The 21,091-nt window shown below is 67.3% G+C and carries 21 protein-coding genes and 2 tRNA genes; 14 read left to right on the top strand and 9 right to left on the bottom strand.

The features are described from left to right. Window positions 1-60 precede the first annotated feature (60 nt). The 5 genes from OVA13_RS12285 to OVA13_RS12265 form a co-directional block, all read right to left on the bottom strand. Window positions 61-1,284, bottom strand: a complete 1,224-nt coding sequence (locus tag OVA13_RS12285; protein WP_267790762.1) for an RtcB family protein — start codon at window positions 1,282-1,284, stop codon at window positions 61-63. 55 nt (window positions 1,285-1,339) lie between these two features. Then, the gene (locus OVA13_RS12280) at window positions 1,340-2,458 is read right to left on the bottom strand and encodes a slipin family protein (RefSeq protein ID WP_267793522.1); all 1,119 of its coding nucleotides are present in this window, start codon (window positions 2,456-2,458) and stop codon (window positions 1,340-1,342) included. A 387-nt stretch (window positions 2,459-2,845) separates the two neighbouring features. After that, window positions 2,846-2,911, bottom strand: a tRNA-Asn gene (locus OVA13_RS12275). Between the two features lie 2 nt (window positions 2,912-2,913). Then, window positions 2,914-2,983: transfer RNA gene (locus OVA13_RS12270), tRNA-OTHER, on the bottom strand. Window positions 2,984-3,416: 433 nt separating this feature from the next. Further along, on the bottom strand, window positions 3,417-3,542 hold the full coding sequence (locus tag OVA13_RS12265; protein ID WP_267790761.1) for a hypothetical protein: 126 nt from the start codon (window positions 3,540-3,542) through the stop codon (window positions 3,417-3,419). Between OVA13_RS12265 and OVA13_RS12260 the strand changes: the two genes are divergently transcribed. The 5 genes from OVA13_RS12260 (at window position 3,541) to OVA13_RS12240 (ending at window position 6,764) form a co-directional block, all read left to right on the top strand. After that, window positions 3,541-3,708: a hypothetical protein gene (locus tag OVA13_RS12260; RefSeq protein ID WP_267790760.1), complete on the top strand. Its 168-nt coding sequence runs from the start codon at window positions 3,541-3,543 to the stop codon at window positions 3,706-3,708. The genes OVA13_RS12265 and OVA13_RS12260 overlap by 2 nt on opposite strands. A 72-nt stretch (window positions 3,709-3,780) precedes the next feature. After that, window positions 3,781-4,800, top strand: a complete 1,020-nt coding sequence (locus OVA13_RS12255; RefSeq protein WP_267793521.1) for a class I SAM-dependent methyltransferase — start codon at window positions 3,781-3,783, stop codon at window positions 4,798-4,800. A gap of 4 nt (window positions 4,801-4,804) precedes the next feature. Then, on the top strand, window positions 4,805-5,512 hold the full coding sequence (locus OVA13_RS12250) for a pseudouridine synthase (protein WP_267790759.1): 708 nt from the start codon (window positions 4,805-4,807) through the stop codon (window positions 5,510-5,512). After that, complete coding sequence (locus OVA13_RS12245; RefSeq protein ID WP_267790758.1) at window positions 5,509-6,192, top strand: HAD family hydrolase; 684 nt, start codon at window positions 5,509-5,511, stop codon at window positions 6,190-6,192. The genes OVA13_RS12250 and OVA13_RS12245 overlap by 4 nt, the downstream gene beginning before the upstream one ends. 83 nt (window positions 6,193-6,275) lie before the next feature. Next, complete coding sequence (locus OVA13_RS12240; RefSeq protein WP_267790757.1) at window positions 6,276-6,764, top strand: REP-associated tyrosine transposase; 489 nt, start codon at window positions 6,276-6,278, stop codon at window positions 6,762-6,764. 83 nt (window positions 6,765-6,847) lie between these two features. Here the strand turns inward: OVA13_RS12240 and OVA13_RS12235 are convergent, their stop codons facing one another. Together OVA13_RS12235 and OVA13_RS12230 are read right to left on the bottom strand one after the other, a co-directional pair. Continuing rightward, the gene (locus OVA13_RS12235) at window positions 6,848-7,402 is read right to left on the bottom strand and encodes a DUF1415 domain-containing protein (protein ID WP_267793520.1); all 555 of its coding nucleotides are present in this window, start codon (window positions 7,400-7,402) and stop codon (window positions 6,848-6,850) included. 1 nt (window position 7,403) lies between these two features. Further along, the gene (locus tag OVA13_RS12230) at window positions 7,404-7,886 is read right to left on the bottom strand and encodes a YajQ family cyclic di-GMP-binding protein (RefSeq protein ID WP_267790756.1); all 483 of its coding nucleotides are present in this window, start codon (window positions 7,884-7,886) and stop codon (window positions 7,404-7,406) included. A 76-nt stretch (window positions 7,887-7,962) separates the two neighbouring features. On the opposite strand from OVA13_RS12230, the gene OVA13_RS12225 reads away from it, so the two are divergent. Both OVA13_RS12225 and OVA13_RS12220 read left to right on the top strand, forming a co-directional pair. Further along, window positions 7,963-8,844, top strand: a complete 882-nt coding sequence (locus OVA13_RS12225) for a DMT family transporter (RefSeq protein ID WP_267790755.1) — start codon at window positions 7,963-7,965, stop codon at window positions 8,842-8,844. A 30-nt stretch (window positions 8,845-8,874) separates the two neighbouring features. Further along, window positions 8,875-9,435, top strand: a complete 561-nt coding sequence (locus tag OVA13_RS12220) for a DUF1453 domain-containing protein (RefSeq protein ID WP_267790754.1) — start codon at window positions 8,875-8,877, stop codon at window positions 9,433-9,435. 55 nt (window positions 9,436-9,490) lie between these two features. On the opposite strand, the gene OVA13_RS12215 is transcribed toward OVA13_RS12220, so the two are convergent. Then, window positions 9,491-10,132 (bottom strand): OmpW/AlkL family protein, encoded by a 642-nt coding sequence (locus tag OVA13_RS12215; RefSeq protein ID WP_267790753.1) that lies wholly within the window; start codon window positions 10,130-10,132, stop codon window positions 9,491-9,493. A 332-nt stretch (window positions 10,133-10,464) separates the two neighbouring features. On the opposite strand from OVA13_RS12215, the gene OVA13_RS12210 reads away from it, so the two are divergent. The 7 genes from OVA13_RS12210 (at window position 10,465) to OVA13_RS12180 (ending at window position 20,172) form a co-directional block, all read left to right on the top strand. Beyond that, window positions 10,465-10,914, top strand: a complete 450-nt coding sequence (locus tag OVA13_RS12210) for a DUF1801 domain-containing protein (protein WP_267790752.1) — start codon at window positions 10,465-10,467, stop codon at window positions 10,912-10,914. A gap of 5 nt (window positions 10,915-10,919) precedes the next feature. Next, entirely contained in the window at window positions 10,920-11,954 is a 1,035-nt protein-coding gene (locus OVA13_RS12205; protein WP_324288208.1) for a LacI family DNA-binding transcriptional regulator, read from the top strand. Window positions 11,955-12,194: 240 nt separating this feature from the next. Further along, the gene (gene pgmB, locus OVA13_RS12200) at window positions 12,195-15,224 is read left to right on the top strand and encodes a beta-phosphoglucomutase (RefSeq protein ID WP_267790751.1); all 3,030 of its coding nucleotides are present in this window, start codon (window positions 12,195-12,197) and stop codon (window positions 15,222-15,224) included. A gap of 74 nt (window positions 15,225-15,298) precedes the next feature. Continuing rightward, the gene (locus tag OVA13_RS12195; RefSeq protein ID WP_267790750.1) at window positions 15,299-17,707 is read left to right on the top strand and encodes a TonB-dependent receptor; all 2,409 of its coding nucleotides are present in this window, start codon (window positions 15,299-15,301) and stop codon (window positions 17,705-17,707) included. A 162-nt stretch (window positions 17,708-17,869) separates the two neighbouring features. Next, window positions 17,870-19,108 carry an MFS transporter gene (locus tag OVA13_RS12190; RefSeq protein WP_267790749.1) on the top strand — a complete coding sequence of 413 codons (1,239 nt, stop codon included), beginning with the start codon at window positions 17,870-17,872 and terminating at the stop codon, window positions 19,106-19,108. Between the two features lie 73 nt (window positions 19,109-19,181). Beyond that, window positions 19,182-19,637 (top strand): DMT family transporter, encoded by a 456-nt coding sequence (locus OVA13_RS12185; protein ID WP_267790748.1) that lies wholly within the window; start codon window positions 19,182-19,184, stop codon window positions 19,635-19,637. Between the two features lie 4 nt (window positions 19,638-19,641). Beyond that, window positions 19,642-20,172, top strand: coding sequence for a DNA-deoxyinosine glycosylase (locus OVA13_RS12180; protein ID WP_267790747.1), 531 nt, complete (start codon window positions 19,642-19,644; stop codon window positions 20,170-20,172). Here the strand turns inward: OVA13_RS12180 and OVA13_RS12175 are convergent. Continuing rightward, window positions 20,162-20,920 carry a TspO-related membrane protein gene (locus tag OVA13_RS12175; RefSeq protein ID WP_267790746.1) on the bottom strand — a complete coding sequence of 253 codons (759 nt, stop codon included), beginning with the start codon at window positions 20,918-20,920 and terminating at the stop codon, window positions 20,162-20,164. The two genes, OVA13_RS12180 and OVA13_RS12175, sit on opposite strands and share 11 nt — an antisense overlap. Between the last annotated feature and the right edge of the window lie 171 nt (window positions 20,921-21,091).

The raw sequence follows: 21,091 nt of genomic DNA, 5'->3' as shown, positions 1-21,091 counted from the left end.
CAATGCCGGCACCACTCCCACAACCGCAATGGCGGTAAAAAAAGAGGGGCGAGCCGAAGCTCACCCCTTGATGCACACCACCTGGTGCAGCGTGTGGACGACCTCAACCAGGTCGCTCTGCGCGGCCATCACGGCGTCGATGTCCTTGTAGGCCGCCGGCGACTCGTCGATCACGCCGGCGTCCTTGCGGCATTCGACGTGCGCCGTGGCCTCGCGGTGCTGCGACAGCGTGATCTGCTGGCGCGCGGCGGTACGGCTCAGCACGCGGCCGGCCCCGTGGCTGCAGCTGTGGAAGCTGTCCGCGTTGCCCTTGCCACGCACGATGAAGCTCTTCGCGCCCATGCTGCCGGGGATGATCCCCAGCTCGCCAGCACGCGCGCTCACCGCGCCCTTGCGGGTGACCAGCAGGTCCATGCCGCCGTGCATTTCCTTCTGCACGTAGTTGTGGTGGCAGTTGACTGCCATCTTCTCCAACTGGAACTTCGGCAGGCGGTGGCGCATCTCGGCCAGCACGCGCGACATCATCGCCTCACGGTTCTCGCGGGCATAGTCCTGCGCCCACGACACCGCTTCCACGTAGTCGTCGAACAGGGGCTCGCCTTCCATGAAGAAGGCCAGGTCCTTGTCCGGCAGGTGGAAGCCGAGCACGCGGTGCGCCAGCTGCTCGCGCGCTCGCTCGATGAAATACGTGCCGATCAGGTTGCCGGTGCCGCGTGAACCGCTGTGCAGCATCACCCACACCGCGTCGGCCTCGTCCAGGCAGATCTCGATGAAGTGGTTGCCGCCGCCCAGCGTGCCGATCTGGCGGTCCAGCTTGTCGGTGCGGATCTTGCGGTGCTTCTGCTTGATCGCCTCCAGGCGCGGTTCCAGCCCCGACTGCGCGATGCGCGTGGCGATGCTGTCCGGCAATTTCCAGTGCTCGCCACCGCGACCGTTGCCTACCGGCACGCTGCGTTCGATGCTCGAGCGCAACTGCGCCAGGCTGTCCGGCAGGTCCTTCGCGCGCAGCGTGGTGCGCACTGCAGCCATGCCGCAGCCGATGTCCACGCCGACGGCGGCGGGGATGATGGCGCCGCGGGTCGGGATGACCGAACCCACGGTGGCGCCCTTGCCCAGGTGCACGTCGGGCATCACCGCGACCCACGGACCGACGAACGGAATCGCCGCGATGTTCCGCAGCTGCTCGTGGGCGCCCTGGTCCAGGGGCACGCCGCGCACCCAGCCCTTGATCGGCGTGGTGCTGCCCTCGGCGTGCAGCAGTTCGAAGTGTGTTTGCGTACTCATGTCGTCATTCCATTGAAGCCGGAAGCGGTGGTTCCGTCCACCGCGACCGGCTTTACTACTTCAACGTCACCAATTGCTTCAGCACGCCATCCAGGCCGCCGAACACGGTGAGCTTGTCGATCTTCTCGGTGACCTTTTCCAGCGCCTCGAGCTCCTTCAGGCGCATGAGCACCGGCGACTCGTCGATCAGCTTTGCGGTGTTGAGCAGGGAACGCGTGGCGTTCGCCTCCTCGCGGCGGCGGATCACGTTGGCCTGCGCCGTCTTCTCCGCCTGCACCACCCCGTTGAGGATCTCCTTCATCTCGCCCGGCAGGATCACGTCCTTCACGCCGACGCCCAGCACTTCCACGCCGAAGCCGGTCAACTGGCCGCGCACGTAGGCGAAGATATCGGCGTCCAGCGAGGCCTTGTCGCCCAGCAGTTCGTCCAGCGTCTTGGCGGAAACCGCCTTGCGCAGGCCGTACTGCAGTTCGCGGTAGACGAAGTCGCCGACCTTCGCGACCTTGGTCCGCGCCGCCACCACGTCGGTGACGCGGGTGCTGGCGGCCAGGTTCACGCGCAGGCTGACCTTGTCGCGGGTCAGCAGTTCCTGGCCCGAGACCTCGATCGACTGCACGCGCAGGTCGACCACATCCACCACCACGTTCTTCTGGAAGTTCCAGAAGGCGTAGCTGCCCGGTGCCAGCGTGCGCTCGAGCTTGCCATCGATGAAGACCAGGCCGGCGAACTCCGCCGGCACATCGGCCACCACCGCCAGCTTCGACAGCGCACCCAGCTGGCGCAGGCGCCGCGCGACGGCGACGTCCACGTCCGGCGTGGCGAGCGACACGGCCTGCACGTCGACCTTCACCAGGCCGACCCAGTACAGGCGTCGCGTGCCGGGCGGCAGCACGTCTTCCAGCTTGCCGTTCTTCAGCACCAGGCCGACCTGGTCCACCCCGATGTCGGCGAGGACGAAGGTGTCGCCCAGGCGTTCGCCCAGGCGCGCGATCAGCGCGTCGACGTCGTGGCCGGCGTATTCCGGCGCGGCGATGTTGAAGGTGCGTACTTCGATGCGACCCATCGGGTCGAACCAGCGGTACACGCCGGGCGCGAGCAGCTGCTCGAACCGACGGTTGCGATACACCAGGCCGCGCTCGCCGTCACCGATCACGACCCTCTTGGTCCAGGACATGCTGTTCAGAAGCATGGCGTTGTTCTCCTTGTTGGCTCTGGTGGTTCGATCCGTTGGGGAACACCGTCGTGGAGGATCGAACGCCACGACGATGGTGTGCCGACCGCACACTGCGATCGACGGAAGAAGGTGGAAACGCCCCTGGACGGAGGCGAGGCGGGCGGCCGGCGCTGTCCGCGGATGCTTCGCAACGAGGGTGCGATCGGTGGACCGCATCGAACGCTGCGCGCCTCCGCGTCGAGGGCGCGGTGCCGGCTTCGTCCCCGCTGCGACATGCCGTCTTCCTGCGCTCCGTCGCGGGAAAGCGTCACGCCGCACGGGGCGTTTCCGGGGTGGGACTTGCGTCCCCATGTCATGACGTGAAAGGTCATGTGCCTTTTCAGGCGTTGGAGCGGGAATCGAACCCGCGACAGTCGGATTAACAGTCCGATGCTCTAACCATCTGAGCTATCCAGTGGTGGACGAACCGGATTCGAACCGGTGGCCAACGGCATGCGCCGCTGCTCTGCCTCTGAGCTATCGTCCGCTCGAGGAACACCTCCTCCCACGCTTCGGCATACGCCACGGCAACGCCGCGCGCACCGGACGGGACACAAGCCCGCACCGCTGTAGCGTGTTCGATCGATGTTCCTCATTGCCGGCTGTCGCCAACGGCAATCCGTGCGGGCGCCATGCGCCCTTGTGGTGTCCATTCCCCGCGCCGCTCGCGTCGAAGCATCACAACGCAGCGCACATGCGCCGGTTGCAGCCGCGCCCCTGCCTCGGGACGCGCAGGCGCGTTACCCGGATGCTTCAGGGCGGAAAGGAATTTCCGTGGTGGAATGGATGGAACCTGGTCGATGCATGCGCATCCTCCGCGAACGCTGGAAACAAAACGCCCCCGCGGCTTGCGACCCGAGGGCGTTCGCGTTTCCTCGGGAGATCGGGGTGGCCGATCTCCCTGGGAGTCAGCCGGATGTCAGGTGGCCAGATGCCGCGCGGATTCGTTGCCGGGGTTGGCATCGAACGCATACGCACGCACGCGCAGGCCGCAGCGCGATGGCTGCAGGTCAAGCGTGTTGGTGATGGAGTGCGCGGGCTTCATGGAAATCGTTCTGGTGAAAAAACAGCCGCAGGGGCCGAAGGCCGCGCACGATACGCCGGTTGTTTTCGATGTGCAACATTTTTTTAACCGCGGTATCAATGCGCCGACCGGCGGCCACGCCGTGCAGGCAACGGTCGCTGCCGGAGGCAGGCACGCGGCCGGTTAGAATCGCCATCTGTTTTCCTGCTGGCGGTGCCCCTTGGCTTTCCGATACTCCGATCCCGCGCTGGATGCGCTGATGCTGCCGTTCGTGCAGGGCCAGGTGGCTTGGCCGAGCGGGCCGGTGCTGTTCCTGCGCGCGCGCGATGGCGCCGCGCTGCGCCAGTTCCCGTTGTCGCAGCTGGTATGCGAGCAGAGCTTCCGTCCCGATGCGGAAGCGCTCGAGCACGCCGGCCTCCAGGTCATTGCCGAAGCATCGCCGTCGTCATCGGCCACGCGCTACCCGCTGGTGCTGGTGTTGCCGCCGCGCCAGCGTGAAGAAGCGCGCGCGCTGCTGGCGCGCGCGGTGCAGCTGGCGGCGCCCGGCGGCATCGTGGTGGCCGGCATGACCAACAACGAAGGCGCCAAGTCGGGCGAGGCGGACCTCAAGCAGCTCGCCGGCCTGGCGGGCACGCTGACCAAGTTCCACTGCCGCACCTTCTGGACGCGGCCCCTGCATGAGGCGGCCGACATTGCGCTGCTGGAGAAGTGGACATCGCTCGATGCGCCGCGCCGCATCGAAGGCGGTCGCTTCCTGAGTCGTCCCGGTGTGTTCGCATGGAACCGCATCGATCCGGCTTCCGCCCTGCTGGTCGAGCACCTGCCTGCCGACATCGCCGGCCAGGGCGCGGATCTCGGTGCGGGCTACGGCTACCTGTCCAGCGAACTGCTGGCGCGCTGCCCGAAGATCACCGCGCTGGATCTTTACGAGGCCGAAGCACGTGCGCTGGCACTGGCCGAAACCAACCTGGCCGATTCCACGTCGTCCGCTACACGCCAGTTCCTGTGGCACGACGTCACCCGCGGGCTGCCGGCGCGCTATGACTTCATCGTCAGCAATCCGCCGTTCCATACGCAAAGCCGTGCCGATCGTCCCGACATCGGCCAGCGTTTCATCAGCGTGGCCGCCGAGGCGTTGAAGCCGGGCGGCCGCCTCTGGCTGGTCGCCAATCGCCATCTGCCGTACGAGCAGATACTGAACGAGCGCTTCGGCGACGTGCGCGTGGCGGGCGAACGCGATGGCTTCAAAGTCATCGCTGCCGTCAAGGCGAGGCGTTGAGCGCATGAAGATCGTCAAGCACATCGCCAACCTGGGCTACGGCAGCCGCAAGCAGGTGCAATGGATGTTCCGCGAAGGCCGCATCACCGACGCCGCGGGCGAGGTGCTGTACGCCGATGATCCCGTCGACCACGACAACATCCGCGTGGATGGCGAGCCGCTCGATCCGGCGCCGGGGCTGGCGATCCTGCTGCACAAGCCCGTCGGCTACACCTGCTCGACCAAGGACACCGGCCGCATCGTCTACGACCTGTTCCCGTCGCGTTTCCGCGAGCGCTCGCCGGTGCTGTCCACGGTGGGACGGCTGGACCGCGAGACCAGTGGCCTGTTGCTGCTCACCGACGACGGTGGACTGCTGCACCGGATCATTTCGCCGAAGGCCAACCTGCCCAAGGTCTATGACGTCACGCTGGCGCAGGATCTGCGCGGTGACGAAGGCGCGGTCTTCGCCAGTGGCACGTTGATGCTGGAGTCGGAGCAGACGCCGCTGGCGCCGGCCGGCTTGCACGTGATCGATCCGCGCCATGGGCAGGTCACGCTCACCGAAGGTCGTTACCACCAGGTGCGTCGCATGTTCGCCGCCGTCGGCAACCACGTGGAGGCGCTGCATCGCAGCCGCATCGGGGGACTGACGCTGGGCGATCTCTCGCCCGGACAGTGGCGTCTTCTGGATGAAGGCGATCTGCGCCGCCTGTTCGAGGCCGATGCGTGAAGGATCCTTCCTTGCCGTTCGCGCCCGTCGCGGTCATCTTCGACATGGACGGCCTGATGCTGGACAGCGAGCGCGCGATCATCGGTTGCCTGGCGGAAGCCGCGCGCGAGCTCGGCCACGACCTTCCCGAGGTGCTGTGGCTGTCGATGGTCGGCCACAGTGAGGCCGTATGCCGGCATCTGCTGGATGAAGCCGTGGGCGAGGCGAAGCGCGAGCTGATCCTGCAGCGCTCGCATGCGTTGTACGACGCCATCGTGGCGACGGGCATGCCGCACCGCCCCGGCATCATCGAGATGCTGGAGTTCCTGCGCTCGCGCGGCATTCCGCGCGCTGTCGCCACGTCCACGCGCCGGCCGCTGGCCCTGCGCAAGCTAGAAGCCTCGCAGCTGTTGCCGTACTTCGACGCGGTCTGCACCAGCAGCGACGTCGAACACCCCAAGCCTGCGCCCGATGTCTATCTGCTGGCGGCTTGCTCGCTGGATGTCGATCCAGCGCTGTGTCTGGTGCTTGAGGATTCACCCACCGGCGTGCGTGCGGCACTGGCGGCCGGCATGCACCCCATCCAGATCCCGGACCTGCTGGAGCCCGACGACGCCGTTCGCGCACTCGGCCACACCATCCTGCCGTCGCTGCATGATGCGCGCGTGCTGCTGGAGCAGCGGCTGGGGCTCGCCCTGTAGGAGCGACGTAAGTCGCGACCGCACGGCAAAGTCCTACAAGGATTTCTGTCATCTCCTGATGTCGTCTAACGCAGCTTCTAGCCATGTTGGTCGGCATGGATGGCACTGCGAAGAGGACCCTGCATGGCCATGCGGCACTCCGCCGCGGTCGCGCATCGATATCTGGACAGGCTTACCTGGTCACGTGCGTCACGCGTGATCGCAGGCCGTTGTTCTCCGACCCGGCAGCGGCGCATGCCGTCGCGCGCGCCATCACCGACAAGCGCCTGTGGTATCGCTCGCGCCTTCTGGCCTGGGTCCTGATGCCGGACCATTGGCACGGCCTGATCGAACTGGGCCCGATGGAGACGTTATCCGTGTGCGTGCAGAGGCTGAAGGCGAATACGGCCCGGGCGTACCCGGCAAGCAGAGGGAGCCCGCGGCGAGTCTGGGAAGCCAGCTTCCATGACCGGGCCATGCGGCGCGATGATGATCTGCGGATAGCTGCGCGATATGTGGTTGCCAATCCGCTGCGTGCCGGATTGGTCGAGGAGATCGGGAAGTACCCGTACTGGGATGCGATGTGGCTTTAGGGCGCGGGCGTGCTGGTGGGGGTCATGGTGGAAAAGACTCCCGGTCGCGACTTACGTCGCTCCTACAGCAAACCCGCCCGACCTCAATCAGCAAACAGCCTCGCCCAGCCGGCGTGCCCCAGCGCGTCCAGTGTCTTCACGTTGCGCTCGACGATGACGTCCGCATCGGGGAAGGCCTCCACCGCGCGGTCGATGCTGGCTTCGCGCAGCAGGTGCAGGGTGGGGTGGGGCGAACGGTTGGTGTAGTTGCTGATGTCGTCCGGCGCCGTGCCGGCGAACTGGTAGTCCGGGTGGAAACTCGCCACCTGCAGCTCCCCCTGCAGGTCGAGCGCCTCGATGGCGGCGTCGGCGTTGTCGAGGAAATCGTTGTAGTCCAGGAAGTCCGTCAACACATCCGGGTGGACGATCAGCGTGGTGTCGATCTCAGCCGGGTCGGTGTCGCGCAGCAGCACCAGCTCCTCGGCCAGTTCCTCCAGCAGCGCCTCCGGGGTGGAGGCATCACTCAGCACGAAGCGCACCTGCTGCCTGACGTAGACGGCCTTGGCGAACGGGCACAGGTTCAGGCCGATGACTGCGCGTTCCACCCAGCGGCGGGTGGCGGCGATGGGGTCGACGCCATCGGCGTCTTCACGAGGCAACTCAGTCACGGAAATTGTCGAACTGCAGCGGCAGCTCGAACTCGGTCTTCTTCAGCAGGGCGATGACGTCCTGAAGGTCGTCGCGCTTCTTGCCGGTCACGCGCAGCTTGTCGCCGTTGATCTGCGCCTCCACCTTCAGTTTGGCTTCCTTGATGGTGGCGACGATCTTCTTCGCCAGCTTCTGCTCGATGCCCTGCTGCACGGTGACTTTCTGGCGCGCGCCGGCGAGGTTCGTTTCCACCTCGCCGAAGTCCAGGCAGCGCGCATCGATCTGCCGCGCGATCAGGCGCGCGCGCAGGATGTCGGTCATCTGCTTGAGCTGGAAATCGCTCGGCGCGGACTGGGTGATCAGCTTGTCCTCCAGCACGAACTTCGCGTCCACGCCCTTGAAGTCGAAGCGGGTGGACAGTTCGCGGTTGGCCTGGTCGACCGCATTGGTCAGTTCGTGCACGTTGACTTCGGAGACGACGTCGAAAGAGGGCATGGGGGATTCCTTGCTGGTACCGGCGAATTTTAGCCTGATGCCCCCAACCGCGTCGCGCTCCCGTGGATAATGAGGCATGACGTCCCGCCACCCCCATTCCGCCGCCATCATCCTGATGCTGCTGGCCGTGCTGATGTTCGCGCTGATGGATGCGGGGCTGAAGCTGCTGTCGCCGCACTACCCACCGTTGCAGGTGGCGGCGCTGCGTGGCCTGTCATCGCTGCCGCTGGTGACACTGTGGGTGCTGGCCACGGTGAAGCCCGCCACGTTGCTGCAGGTGCGCTGGCCTTTGCATCTAGTGCGCGGGCTGCTGGGCATCTGCATGATGGTCGGCTTCGTGTACGGGTTGCGCACCATGCCGTTGTCCACGGCCTATGCCATCACCTTCGTGGCGCCGCTGCTGGTGACCGCGATGGCGGGTCCGCTGCTGGGCGAGAAGGTCGGGGCGGGGCGCTGGGCGGCCATCGTGATCGGCCTGGTCGGCGTGCTGGTGATCCTGCGGCCCACCGGCGAAGGCATGCTGACGGCCGGTGGCCTGGCAATCCTGATCGCGGCGGTCTGCTATGCGGCCGGCGCCATCACCGTGCGCATGCTGGCCCAGCGCGACAGTACGCAGGCGATGGTGTTCTGGTTCATGGTGCTGCTGTCGCTGGGCGCCTGGCTGCTGGCGCTGCCAGGCTGGGTGCCGCTGCAGGCCGGACACCTGTGGATCATCGGCATGGTCGGCCTTGCGGGTTCGCTGGCGCAGGTCGCGCTGACGGAGGCGTTCCGGCGCGGCGAAGCTTCGCTGATCGCGCCGCTCGAGTACACCGCGCTCGTCTGGGGCGTGGCACTGGATCTCGCGCTCTGGAGCGTGCTGCCCGATGGCGTCACGTGGATCGGTGCGGCCATCATCGTCGCCAGCGGCATCTACCTGCTGAGGCGGGAAAAAGTGCACGTCGAAGCCGAGCACCCCTGAGCCGGCAATCCTCACGCGTGTTGCGGCATCATGGCCGCCATGCCCTTCCTGCTGCTGATCCTGCTGCTGTTGCTGCCCCTGCTGTGGGTGGTGTTGCTGCCGCTGTCGCTGTGGCAGCGCTACCGCTATGGGCGCGCCCGCCGGCTGGCGCGCGGCTGGGTGTTGCTGATCAATGCATGGGGACTGCTGCTGTCGGTGGCGGTCTTCCTGGTCGCCACGGCGGTGAGCCTGGTCTGGTGGCCCGACAGCCTGATGCATGCAGGCCTGGGGCTCGCCCTCGGTGCCGCGCTGGGCGTGGCGGGCGTAGGGCTGACGCGGTGGGAGGTGGCGCCGCAGGGCGTGTTCTACCAGCCGAATGCGTGGCTGGTGCTGGCCTTGCTGGTGGTGGTGGCGGCGCGCATTGCGCTGGGCTTCTTCCAGCTGGCGCGCTACTGGCAGAGCGATGCCAGCCCGGCGTTGGCCGCGTGGGCGGGCCACGGCAGCCTGGTCGGGGTGGCAGGCCTGCTGCTGGGCTACTACCTGGCGTACGCGTGGGGCGTGAAGTGGCGCGTCGCCCGCCTGGACCGCCTGCGAGGTCGCGCCGCCCCCTGAAAAGGAAAACGGCGGGCCCCGAAGGACCCGCCGCTGGCATCAGCGCGAGGAATGATCAGAAACGCGCGCCGATACCCACACCCACCACCCACGGGTCCAGCGTCAGCTCTTCACCGGTGCCCTGGCCGGCGACGCGCAGTTCCGCATCGCCCTTCAGGTAGCGCGCATCGGCGCGGGCGAACCAACGCTCGTTGATGTTGAAGTCCACGCCCGCCGTGGCGATGGCGCCCTTGGCGGTTTCCAGGCCCACGTGGTCGCCACCGCCGGAGATGTCTTCATTGCTGAAGTTGGACTCGTAATAGCCCAGGCCCACGAACGGGCGCATCACCTTGTCGGGCGCACCGAAATGGTACTGGCCACTCAGCGCCATGGGCTGCTGCTCGACGGTGCCGATCTTGCCGGCGTCGCCGCGCACGCGATGGTTGAACTTGTCGGCCGCGCCCCACAGTTCCACCGCGATGTTGTCGGTGGCGTACCAGCTGGCACTGATGGTCGGCGCGATGTCGCCGTCGATGTCGAGGCGCGAGCCGGGCAGCGGATCGGAATCCGGGTGCAGGATCGCGGCGCCGCCCACCACGGCAAAGCGCTTGCCGGTGGAAGAGGACGCAGTGTCCGTGGACGCATCCTGTGCGAATGCGGCCGGGGAAACGGCCACCAGCGAAGCAAGCGCAAGCGTCAAAGTACGGATCGAAGTCATGGAGGTTCTCCTGTTGTGTTCTTATGGCCCTGCATCCAGCGGCGTGATGCCGCGGATCGATGCAGGGCGAGCGCACCGTAACCACCCCTGCATGAATGCAGACCGCGCCGCGACATGAACACTTTTCAAATAACGGCGAAAACGCGCTGGAGTTGCGCGCGATTTCACCCTGCGCTGACGTTGATGAAGTGATGCACGACTTCGCATCAGCCTGCGGATCCGCACGAAGACCCTCGGGATGACATGCGAAAGCCCACCGCGCGCGGGCGGCGGATGACGTCCTGCCGGGGTTGCGCTAAGGTCGGCGCGCGGGCGACAGCGAGGGAAGACCCATGGTCAGCAGCAAGGCGGCAACGGTGGATGCGTATCTGGAGGAACTGCCCGAGCCACGGCGCGCCGTGGTGGCAGCCGTGCGTGACCTGGTCAATCGCCACCTTCCCGAGGGTTATGCGGAGGGGATGAACTGGGGAATGATCAGCTGGGAGATCCCGCTGTCGCGCTATCCGGTCACCTACAACGGGCAACCGCTTCCCTATGTCGCGCTGGCGGCGCAGAAGCAGTACTTCGCCCTGTACCTGTCGGGCTGCGGCGAAGGCTCGCCCCACCACGCCGCGTTGCATCAGGCATACGCGGAAGCGGGCAGGAAGCTGGACATGGGCAAGTCCTGCCTGCGCTTCAAGGCGCTGGACGAGCTGTTGCCGGAGCCCGTCGCGGCGGTGATCGCGTCCACGCCGGTGGACGTGCATATTGCACACTACGAAGCCAGCCGCGCACGGAAGTGACCCGCATGCCCCCCGCCAAACGCACGCCACGTACCGCACGTTCCCGGCCTGCGCTCCCCACGCCCGGTGATCACCTGACCATGGCGGACCTGGCGAAAGTGGCGGGTGTTTCGGCCATCACGGTGTCGCGTGCGTTGCGGGACAGCCCGCTGGTCAACGCGGAAACGCGCGAGCGCGTGCGCCAGGTGGCGCAGCAGTACGGCTATTCCTTCAACGTCAGCGCACGCAACCTGCGCCTGCGTCGCAGCATGACCGTGGCGGTGGTGGTGGAAATGAAACCCACCGTTGAGCGCCAGATGTCCGGCCCCTATCCGCTGGACCTGCTGGGCGGCATCACCCAGGAACTCACCACCACCGGCTACAGCGTGCTGCTGACGTCGCTGCAGGGCGGCGCGTTGCCCAACGTGCAGGCCGCCGACGGCGTGATCCTGCTCGGCCAGGGCGCGCATGAGGACGCCATGCACGAAGTGCAGCGCTGGGGACGCCCGATGGTCGTCTGGGGTGCGGTGAGCCGCCACGAATCGCAGGTGGTGGTGGGCAGCGACAACCGTCGCGGCGGCGCGCTGGCCGCCGATCGCTTCATCGCGCTGGGGCGTCGACGTCCGGCCTTCCTGGGAGATGCCGCGCATGGCGAGTTCGCTGAGCGTCTTGAAGGATTCACCGGTGCACTGGCGCGCCATGGCATCACCCCGCTGACGCCGACCGTGGCCAGCTTCACCGTCAGCGCCGGTGCCGACGCCGTGCATGCACTGCTGGAAAAACAGCCGCAGGTGGATGCGCTGTTCGCCGCCAGCGACCTGCTCGCCATCGGCGCGATCCGCGCGTTGATCGAGCGCGGCCGCCGCGTGCCGGAAGACGTCTCGGTCATCGGCTATGACGACACCCCGCTGGGTGCCACCTACGTGCCGCCCCTGACCTCGGTGCACCAGAATTTCCTGGATGCCGGCGTGCTGCTGGCCAAGAAGATCCGGGGACTGATCGAAGGCGAGCCGGCCCAGTCCGAGACCCTTCCCACCCATCTGGTGCTGCGCGCCACCTGAGCGCAACCGGCTGTTGCGTTGCAGCGGAACACGGCTGGCCGTGAGCGCTTGACCATGCCCGGGGCGGTGTCGCCCAACCCGTTGTTTTGAATGCATTGTTTGCCCCGTTGATGGGGTGGTATCGCGCCGCTGGTCATCGGTCCCCGAGCGGGCGAGCGAGATATGACATCGATAACTTGACATCGATAACAATGCCTCCTAGCTTCCCTCCCGCCGCTGCCCGGCCGGGCGCGGGACAGGATGCGGACGGGGTTGTCGGTGGAACAGGAAACGGGATCGAAGCAGACAGTGGAAAGCCAGGGCACGACGTCCGCCGTCGACCCGTGGCGATACACCCAGCGAAGCCTTGATGGCCATCGCGCCGCGCGCGACGAAACCCTCTTCGCACTGGCCAACGGTACGCTGGGTGTGCGCGGCGGCCTGGAGGAAGGCAGCAGTGCCAGCGACGGCAGTTTCCTGGCGAGCGTGTTCGAGCAGAACCCGATCCATTACCACGAACGTTTCACCGGCTTTCCGCGCAGCACCGATACGCGCGTGCCGGTCGCGGACGGCAAGCACATCCGCCTGCTGCTGGGTGACGTGCCGCTACAGCTGGAGCAGTGCGAATGGCTCGCGTTCGAACGCTCGCTTGATCTCGCCGCAGGATCGCTGGACCGCCGCCTTCGGCTAAAGACCGCATCCGGCCACACGCTGGAGATCCGTGCCCGGCGCGTGGTGCCGCTGGCCGAGCGTGCATTGCTGGCGATCCATTTCAGCGTCATCTCCATCGACTACACCGGGCCGCTGCGGCTGGTGTCGTCCATCGAAACCGGACGGCAGGCGGTGGAACAGGGCGACGATCCGCGCATCGGCGTGTCGGGTGGCGAACCGATGGCGGTGTCCGACGAGCAGGCCGATGCGCAGTTGGCGTCGCTGGTCCAGCGCACGCACCACAGTGGCATCCGGCTGGTGTGCGCGCAGCGCCATCGCGTTGCCGGGGAGGGGCTCGCCTTCGTGGGCGCGGACGCGGAAAACGGCCGCGTGGCGCAACATTTCGAGGCCGAGATGCGGCCAGGCATGACGGTCGCGCTGCAGAAATTCGTGGCCTATGACGATGGCAACGGCGGCCCGGAAGGCGACGTCGCGGCCCTGCTGGAGCGGGCGGTCGCGCAGGGTTTCGAGGCCATCGCGGCCACGCAGGCGCAAGCGATGCAGGCCTTCTGGCAGGGCGCGGGCCTCTCGGTGCACGGCGATCCGGCGGCTGAACTGGCGCTGCGCTTCAATCTGTTCCACCTGCTGCAGTCGGCGGGGCGCGACGGTGTCAACGGCACCGCCGCCAAGGGCATTACCGGCGAGGGCTACGAAGGCCATTGTTTCTGGGATACCGAAGCATTCGTGCTGCCGGTGATGGTGTTCACCGCCCCGGACGTGGCGCGCGCGATGCTGATGTACCGCTACCGCACGCTGGAGGCGGCGCGTGCCCAGGCACGTGCGATGAACCATCCGGCCGGTGCGCTCTACCCGTGGCGCACCATCGCCGGTGGCGAATGCTCCGCGCATTACCCGAGTGGCTCGGCGGCGTACCACATCAACGCAGCCATCGCGCACGGAATCGGCCTTTATCTCGACGCCAGCGAAGACCTCGACTTCCTCAGCGAGGCTGGCGCCGAGATCCTTTTCGAGACCGCGCGCATCTGGCCGCAGGCCGGCCACTTCAATCCCCGCCGTGGGGGTGCGTTCTGCATCCACGAGGTGACCGGGCCGGACGAGTACACCACGCTGGTCAACAACAACTACTACACCAACCGGATGGCGCAGCGGCATCTGCAGCGTGCCGTTTCCGCGTGGGAAACGCTGCAGGCGCGCCGGCCGCAGGTGCTCGCGGAACTCGCCGGGCGCCTGGGACTGGACGAAGGGGAAGTGACGGTGTGGCGCCGTGCGGCGGACACCATGTACCTGTCTTACGACGACGCACTCGGCATCCATGCCCAGGACGACGATTTCCTGGACAAGCCCCGCTGGCCGTTCCCGAAGCGCGAAGGCGAACACCGGCCGCTGCTGCTGGATTACCACCCGCTCACGCTGTACCGCCACCAGGTCTGCAAACAGGCCGACGTGGTGATGGCGCTGGTGCTGGCCGGTGACGGCATCGACCTGGGCAGCAAGCGCCGTGACTTCGACTACTACGAAGCCGTGACCACGCACGACTCCACCCTGTCCGCACCGGTGTTCGGCATTCTCGCCAGCGAGGTCGGGCAGGACGAGAAGGCATGGCGCTATTTCGACGCCAGCCTGCGCGTCGACCTGGACGACCTGCACGGCAACACCGACCACGGCGTGCACATGGCGGCCATGGCGGGCAGCTGGTTGGGCCTGGTGCAGGGGTTCGGCGGCTTGCGGGTGGAAGACGGCCGGATGGTGTTCGCGCCCACGTTGCCCGCCGGCTGGACCGGGTACGGCTTCAACCTGCGCTGGCGCGGCTGCGCACTGCGCGTGGACGTGGACATGCGCGGGGTGCGCTACCGGCTGGACGAAGGCGATGCACTGGCCTTCGGTCATGCGGGCAGCGCGGTCATGCTGAAAGCCGGGCGCGAAGCGCTGCTGCCGCTGGCGCTGCCTTCACCCCCGCGAGCGACCTTTCCCCGCGTCTGCCGGGCATTGATCTTCGACCTGGACGGCGTGCTCACCGACACCGCCCACACGCATTACCACGCCTGGAAGCGTCTGGCCGACGAGATCGGTGTGCCGTTCGACCAGCAGGTCAACGAACGCCTCAAGGGCGTTGACCGCATGGCGTCGCTCGAGATCATCCTGGAGCGCGCGCCGCGCCGTTACAGCGCGGACGAGAAGCGCGCACTGGCCGACATCAAGAACGGCTACTACGTGCAGGAGATCGAGCGCTTCGGTCCGCAGGACCTGTTCACCGGCGTGGTCGAGGTGCTCGACGCCGCACGCGCGGCCGGCCTCAGGCTGGGGCTGGCGTCGGCCAGCCGCAATGCGCCGATGCTGCTGCAGAAACTCGGCATTGCCGACCGCTTCGACTACATCGCCGACGCCGGCCACATCCCGAGGGCCAAGCCGGACCCGGGCATCTTCCTGGACGTGGCCGCCGCGCTCGGCGTGCCCGCCCACCAGTGCATCGGCGTGGAAGATGCCGCTGCCGGCATCGATGCCATCCACGCCGCCGGCATGGCGGCCATCGGCATCGGTGACGCCCGCGCCCTGCGCCATGCCGATGCGGTGATTCCCCGCATCGCCGACTTCACCCTGAGGGACTTCGTTTCACCTTGACCGCACGCGGCCACAGAAGCCGCGGTGGAAAGCCTGTCAACAACACGACAACAATGAAAGTGGAGGGAGAGACCATGCAACACACCAAGCACCCGATGCGATATGCGCTGTCCGCGGCCATCGCACTGGCGTTGGCGCCCGCGCTGGCCGCCGCGCAGGACGCCGCCCTCGCCGAGCCCGCGGCGCGCGAAGAGGCCACCACGCTGGACGCGGTGGTCGTCAGCGGTACGGCCAAGTTCAAGGGCCTGCGCAAGCGCGACACCAGCTTCTCGATCAGCACCGCCACGCCCGAGCAGATCCAGGAGACGGCGCCGACCAGCACCGCCGACCTGCTGAAGATCGTGCCCGGTGTGTGGGCGGAAGCGAGCGGCGGCGGCACCGGCGCCAACGTCTTCGTGCGCGGCATGCCCTCCGAGGGCGACGCGCCGTTCTTCACCCTGCAGCTGGATGGCTCGCCCATCTTCCCGCCGCCGACGCTGTCGTTCCTCGAGAACACCACCCTGTTCCGCATCGACGACACCATCGCGCGCGTCGAAGGCCTGCGCGGCGGCCCCAGCCCCATCTACTCCAACGGCCAGCCCGGCGTGACCGTCAACTTCATCCAGAAGAAGGGCGAGGACACGCCGGAAGGCCTGGTGCGGCTGACCGTGGGCACCGACGACCTGCGTCGTCTCGATTTCTACAGCGGCGGCCCGTTGGGCACCGACACCGGCTGGTACTACAGCGTGGGCGGCTTCTACCGCGAGACCGATGGCGTGCGCCAGACGGGCTTCCCGGTGGAGAAGGGCGGCCAGCTGAGCGCCACGCTGACCAGGCGCTGGGCGGAGGGCGAGTTCAATCTGTATGCCCGCCACACCGACGACAAGAACACCTTCTACACCGCGGTGCCGCTGGTCTCGCGCAACGACGGCAAGGACATCTCCAGCTTCCCGGGCCTGGATGCCACCACCGGCACGCTGGTCGGTGAAGACTTCCGTCGGGTGACGCTGCCTACCGGCGTCGGCAACCAGACGATGACGCGCGACCTGGCCGATGGCCGCGGCGTGGACATCGACGTGTTCGGCGGTTCGCTGGACTGGTACGTCGGCAACTGGACGATCAGCGACAAGTTCAACTACCTCAAGGGCGATGCGCCGACCTACGCGCTGTTCACCGGCGCCAATCCGCAGACCCTGTCGTCCTACATCACCGACACCTATGGTGCGGGTGTCACCGGCACCGGCAGCTTCGTCAATGGTGGGGGCACCGTGGACCCGAACCAGCAGGTGCTGACCGCCGGCTTCTGGGTGGTGGACAAGGAGATCAGTTCGTTCACCAACGACCTGCGCTTCAGCATCGACCTGACCGACAACAATGCGCTGACCTTCGGCGTGTACTACGCGGACTATTCGTCCAAGGACCGCTGGTGGCTGGGCAACAACATGCTGCTCACCGCACAGGACAACGCGCGCCGCGTGAACCTGGCTCTGTCGAATGGCCAGGTCGCCACGCGCGACGGCTTCGTCGGCACGGCGTTCTACAACATCCGCGGCGACTACGACGGGCAGAACACGGCCTTCTTCATCGCCGACGAATGGACCGTCAACGACCGCATCCGCCTGGACGCGGGCGTGCGCTACGAGCGGCAGGAAGTGGACGGCACGGTGTGGGATCCGGTCACGGTCGACCTGGACGGCAATCCGAACACGCTGTACGACAACAGCACCTCGGTCTCGACCACCCCGCGCAGCATCGACCAGAACGACAGCGACGTGTCCTGGACGGCCGGCCTGAACTACACCCTCAACGACAGCGTCAGCCTGTTCGGCCGCGTCAACTCGGGCTTCACCTTCCCGCAGTTCGACAACCTGCGCGACGGCGCCAACAACAAGACCGAGATCGACCAGTACGAGCTGGGCCTGAAGGCCGGCGGCGAGACGTACGAGATGTACCTGACCGCGTTCTACAACGACTTCACCGGCCTGCGGTACCAGGCGTTCGACAACAACGGCAACAACGTCGTGATCATCGGCGACTCGAAGGCACGTGGCCTGGAATTCGAAGGCGCATGGCGGCCGGCGGGCGGCTTCGAACTGGCGTGGAACGCGACCTGGCTGCGCGCCAAGTACGGTGACTTCTCCACCTTCGATGGCAACCAGGTGGTCCGCCAGCCGAAGTTCCGCGCGCGGTTGACGCCCAGCTACTACTGGTCGATGCCCTGGGGTGACCTGAAGGTGTTCACCACGTACACGCACGTGGGCGACCGTTACTCCGATCCCGCCAACGGCCAGGTGCTGCCGGAATACGACACCTGGGATCTCGGTGCGAGCGCGCACGTGGGCGAGAACTGGGAGTTCACCCTGGCGGGCCGCAACGTGACCGACGAGATCGCGTTGACCGAAGGCAATGCGCGTGTGCTGGGCAATGCGACCAGTGGCGGCGTGTTCATGGGTCGTCCGCTGGAAGGCACGTCCTACCAGGTATCCGCCGCGTACCGGTGGTGATGTCCACAGGGCGCCGCCTGCGGCGCCCTCCTTCTTCGTCGGGTGGTCTCTCCCCACCCGACGTCTTCCGTTGCTGGCACGCGTGGTCACTGGCCCTGGCGGGCGGATCGCATGCGTGTGCCCGGACGGGCTAGGATTCCGATGACGCGACCGGTACCGGACATGACCCGAAGCCGCATGATCCTGGCGATGATCCTGACCTACATGATCTTCGCCATGCTGTTGAACTCGGTGGGCACCGTGATCCTGCAATCCGTGCAGGGCTTCGGCATCGACAAGGCCGATGCCAGCCTGCTGGAAGCCTTCAAGGACCTGCCCATCGCGATCACGTCGTTCCTGGTCGCCTCATGGCTGCCGCGCCTGGGCTACCGACGCGCGATGATGCTCGGGTTGCTTCTGGTCGCGCTGGCCTGCGCCACCATGCCGCTGCTGCAGTCGTTCTGGGCCACCAAGCTGCTGTTCGCCACGGTGGGCGTGTCGTTCGCGCTGGTCAAGGTGGCGGTGTATTCCAGCATCGGCCTGCTGACGGACGATGCCAAGGCGCATGCCGCGCTGACCAGCACGGTGGAAGGCTGGTTCATGGTGGGCATCCTGGGCAGTGCGTGGCTGTTCGCCGCCTTCATCAATGCCGACGCGCCGGGGGACCCGGTCTGGCTGGATGTCTACTGGGTGCTGGCTGCGCTGTGCGTGGCGGTGGTCGTGCTGCTGGCGACCTGCACCCTGGACGAACGCGCGGCGCGCGACGACCACGCGGCGGGTGAGTCGTTCGTCGACATGTTCCGGCTGCTGGCGTTGCCGCTGGTGGGCGTGTTCCTGGTTTCCGCCTTCCTCTACGTGCTGATGGAACAGGCCATCAACACCTGGCTGCCCACGTTCAACCGCGAGATCCTGCACCTGCCGACCACGCTCAGCGTGCAGGCCGCCAGCATCTTCGCCGGATCACTGGCGTTGGGCCGGCTGGGCGGTGGCGTGCTGCTGCGCCGCGTGCCGTGGTTCTGGCTGTTGTCTGGCTGCGTGGTCGCCATGGCTGTGCTGGTGCTGCTGGCGCTGCCGCTGGCGGCCAACGTGCACCCGCGCGACGACATGAGCTGGTGGAACGCGCCCGTGGCGGCGTATGTGTTCCCGCTGATCGGCCTGCTGATGGCGCCCATCTATCCGGCCATCAATTCGGTGGTGCTGAGCGCGCTGCCGAAGTCGCGGCATGCCGCGATGACCGGATTGATCGTGGTGTTCTCGGCGCTGGGCGGCACCACGGGCTCGTTCGTCACCGGCCAGTTGTTCGCGCATTTCGATGGCGCGCGCGCGTTCTACCTGCTGCTGGCGCCCATGGCGATGCTGCTGGTGTCCATGGCGCTGCTGCAGCGCGCGGTCGGCCGTCGTCACGTGCTGCCGGGCGCGTGACGACGGAGGTCGCTGTCGCTTGATCGGGCGCATCGCGTATCGTGGCGACAGCCTTTTCGTCACGAGACACTCCATGAACGCGACCGGTGTTGCGCTGGCCCTCCTGATCGGCCTGCTGCTGCCGCTGCAGGCGCTGATCAATGCCTCGCTCGGGCGGCAGACGTTCGGGCCGCTGTTCGCATCGCTGGCGTCCTTCATGGTGGGCACGCTGGTGCTGCTGGCCTGGTGGCTGCTGACGCGCCCGGTATTCGTCCCGGCCGCGCTGGCGAAAGTGCCGTGGTGGGCCTGGACAGGCGGTGTGATCGGCGCGTTGTTCGTCGCATCGGCCACCTTGCTGGTGCCCCGGCTGGGGGCCGCGTCGCTGATCTGCCTGGTGGTGGCCGGGCAACTGGTGGGGTCGGTGGTGCTGGACCATTTCGGCGTGCTGCATGCGCGACAGCCGGTCGATCCGCTCCGCATCGTCGGCCTGCTGATGGTCGTCGTGGGCGCATTGCTGGTCGTAAGGCCCTGGCAGAGCTCGGCGGGCTGACGGCATGGCGGCACGGTTGACCGGCCTGCCGCCGCGCATCGCCGCCGATTGCCGCGTGCTGGTACTGGGTTCGATGCCGGGCGACGCGTCCCTGCAGGCCGCGCAGTACTACGCGCATCCCCGCAACCGCTTCTGGCCGGTGATGGGCGCCTTGTGCGGTTTCGACGCCACTCTCCCGTATGAGCGCCGCCTGCAAGCCCTGAACGCGGCGGGCGTGGGCGTCTGGGACGTCATCGGGCAATGCGAGCGTGCCGGCAGCCTGGATGCCGCCATCGTGCGCGGCACTGAAGTGGTCAACCCGATCGTGGACCTGGTGCATGCGTCGCCGGCACTGCGCGCGATCGCGCTGAATGGGGGGAAGGCGGCGACGGCCTTCCGTCGCCATGTGCAGCCCCTGCTGGCGTCATCGGCGCGTGGCGACATCGCATGCCTCGCGTTGCCTTCCACCAGCCCTGCCCACGCCGCCATGTCGTTGCCGCAGCTGCAGCAGGCGTGGTCCGTGCTGCAGCCCTATCGCGAGGCGCTCAACCGGTGACGTGCAGCGGCTGCGCCCGCAGGCGCAACCACACCGTCTGCGCCGCCAGCACGATGGCCACGCCCACGGCGACCCACGCCGCCGTATCGGCGCCGGCCAGGGCAGCCTGCGACTGTTTGACGTAGACCGCCGCCAGCGCCCACAGGGCCGCCGCCACGAAGGGCAGGTTGCCGCGCATCCTGCGATTGGCCAGCAACAACAGCACTGCCGCCGCTGCGAACAGCACCAACGTCCACGGCAGCATGTTCGTGGTGGACAACAGGCCATACGCCACGATCACCTGCGCGGTGTTGAGGAATGCCGCCAGCGCCAGCCAGCCGGCATGCAGCGACACGGGCGCCCAGGCCAGCCAGGTCTGGCCCGGAACAGGGGCGGCATCGTTCGACAGTTTCAGCGCAGCCACCAGCAGGCAAGCCAGCGCGCCCCAGATGATCAGCAGCGCCAGCCAGAACAGCTGCTGCGAGAACACCGGCATCCACGCGGCCGTCAACGCGAACCCGCCGGCCGCCCAGGGGCGTGCGCCGGCCAGCGCCGCGCCCGCGGCCCGCTTCGAGAACGCCTGCCATGCACCGAACACCACATCCCACAGGAAGATCAGTCCCCAGATGGCGAAGGCATACCCGGCTGCGACGATCAGGGTCGGGTAGCGGTCGGAGATGGCGCCATTGGTGGGGCCGAATGCTTCCTGCTGCGAAAGCCACGACACGGCGGGCATCAGGAGCGACAACAAGAGCAGTGTCCAGCGCATGGCGGATCCTCGGGACGGAGAGCGGCCGATCGTAGGCGCGGGGGCGTGAAGGCGCCATGCAGTCGCGTTCGCTGTGCGTGCCCGGGATGGGTGCCCGTCGCCCACAGTGCGCATGCGTATCGTGCGGAGAACCCCGCGCGCCAACGCCACGCGGCACGGACCAAAGCGATA

Origin of the sequence: Pseudoxanthomonas sp. SL93, assembly GCF_026625825.1 — a bacterium.
GTDB lineage: Bacteria > Pseudomonadota > Gammaproteobacteria > Xanthomonadales > Xanthomonadaceae > Pseudoxanthomonas_A.
This window is presented reverse-complemented; position numbering and strand designations above follow the sequence as displayed.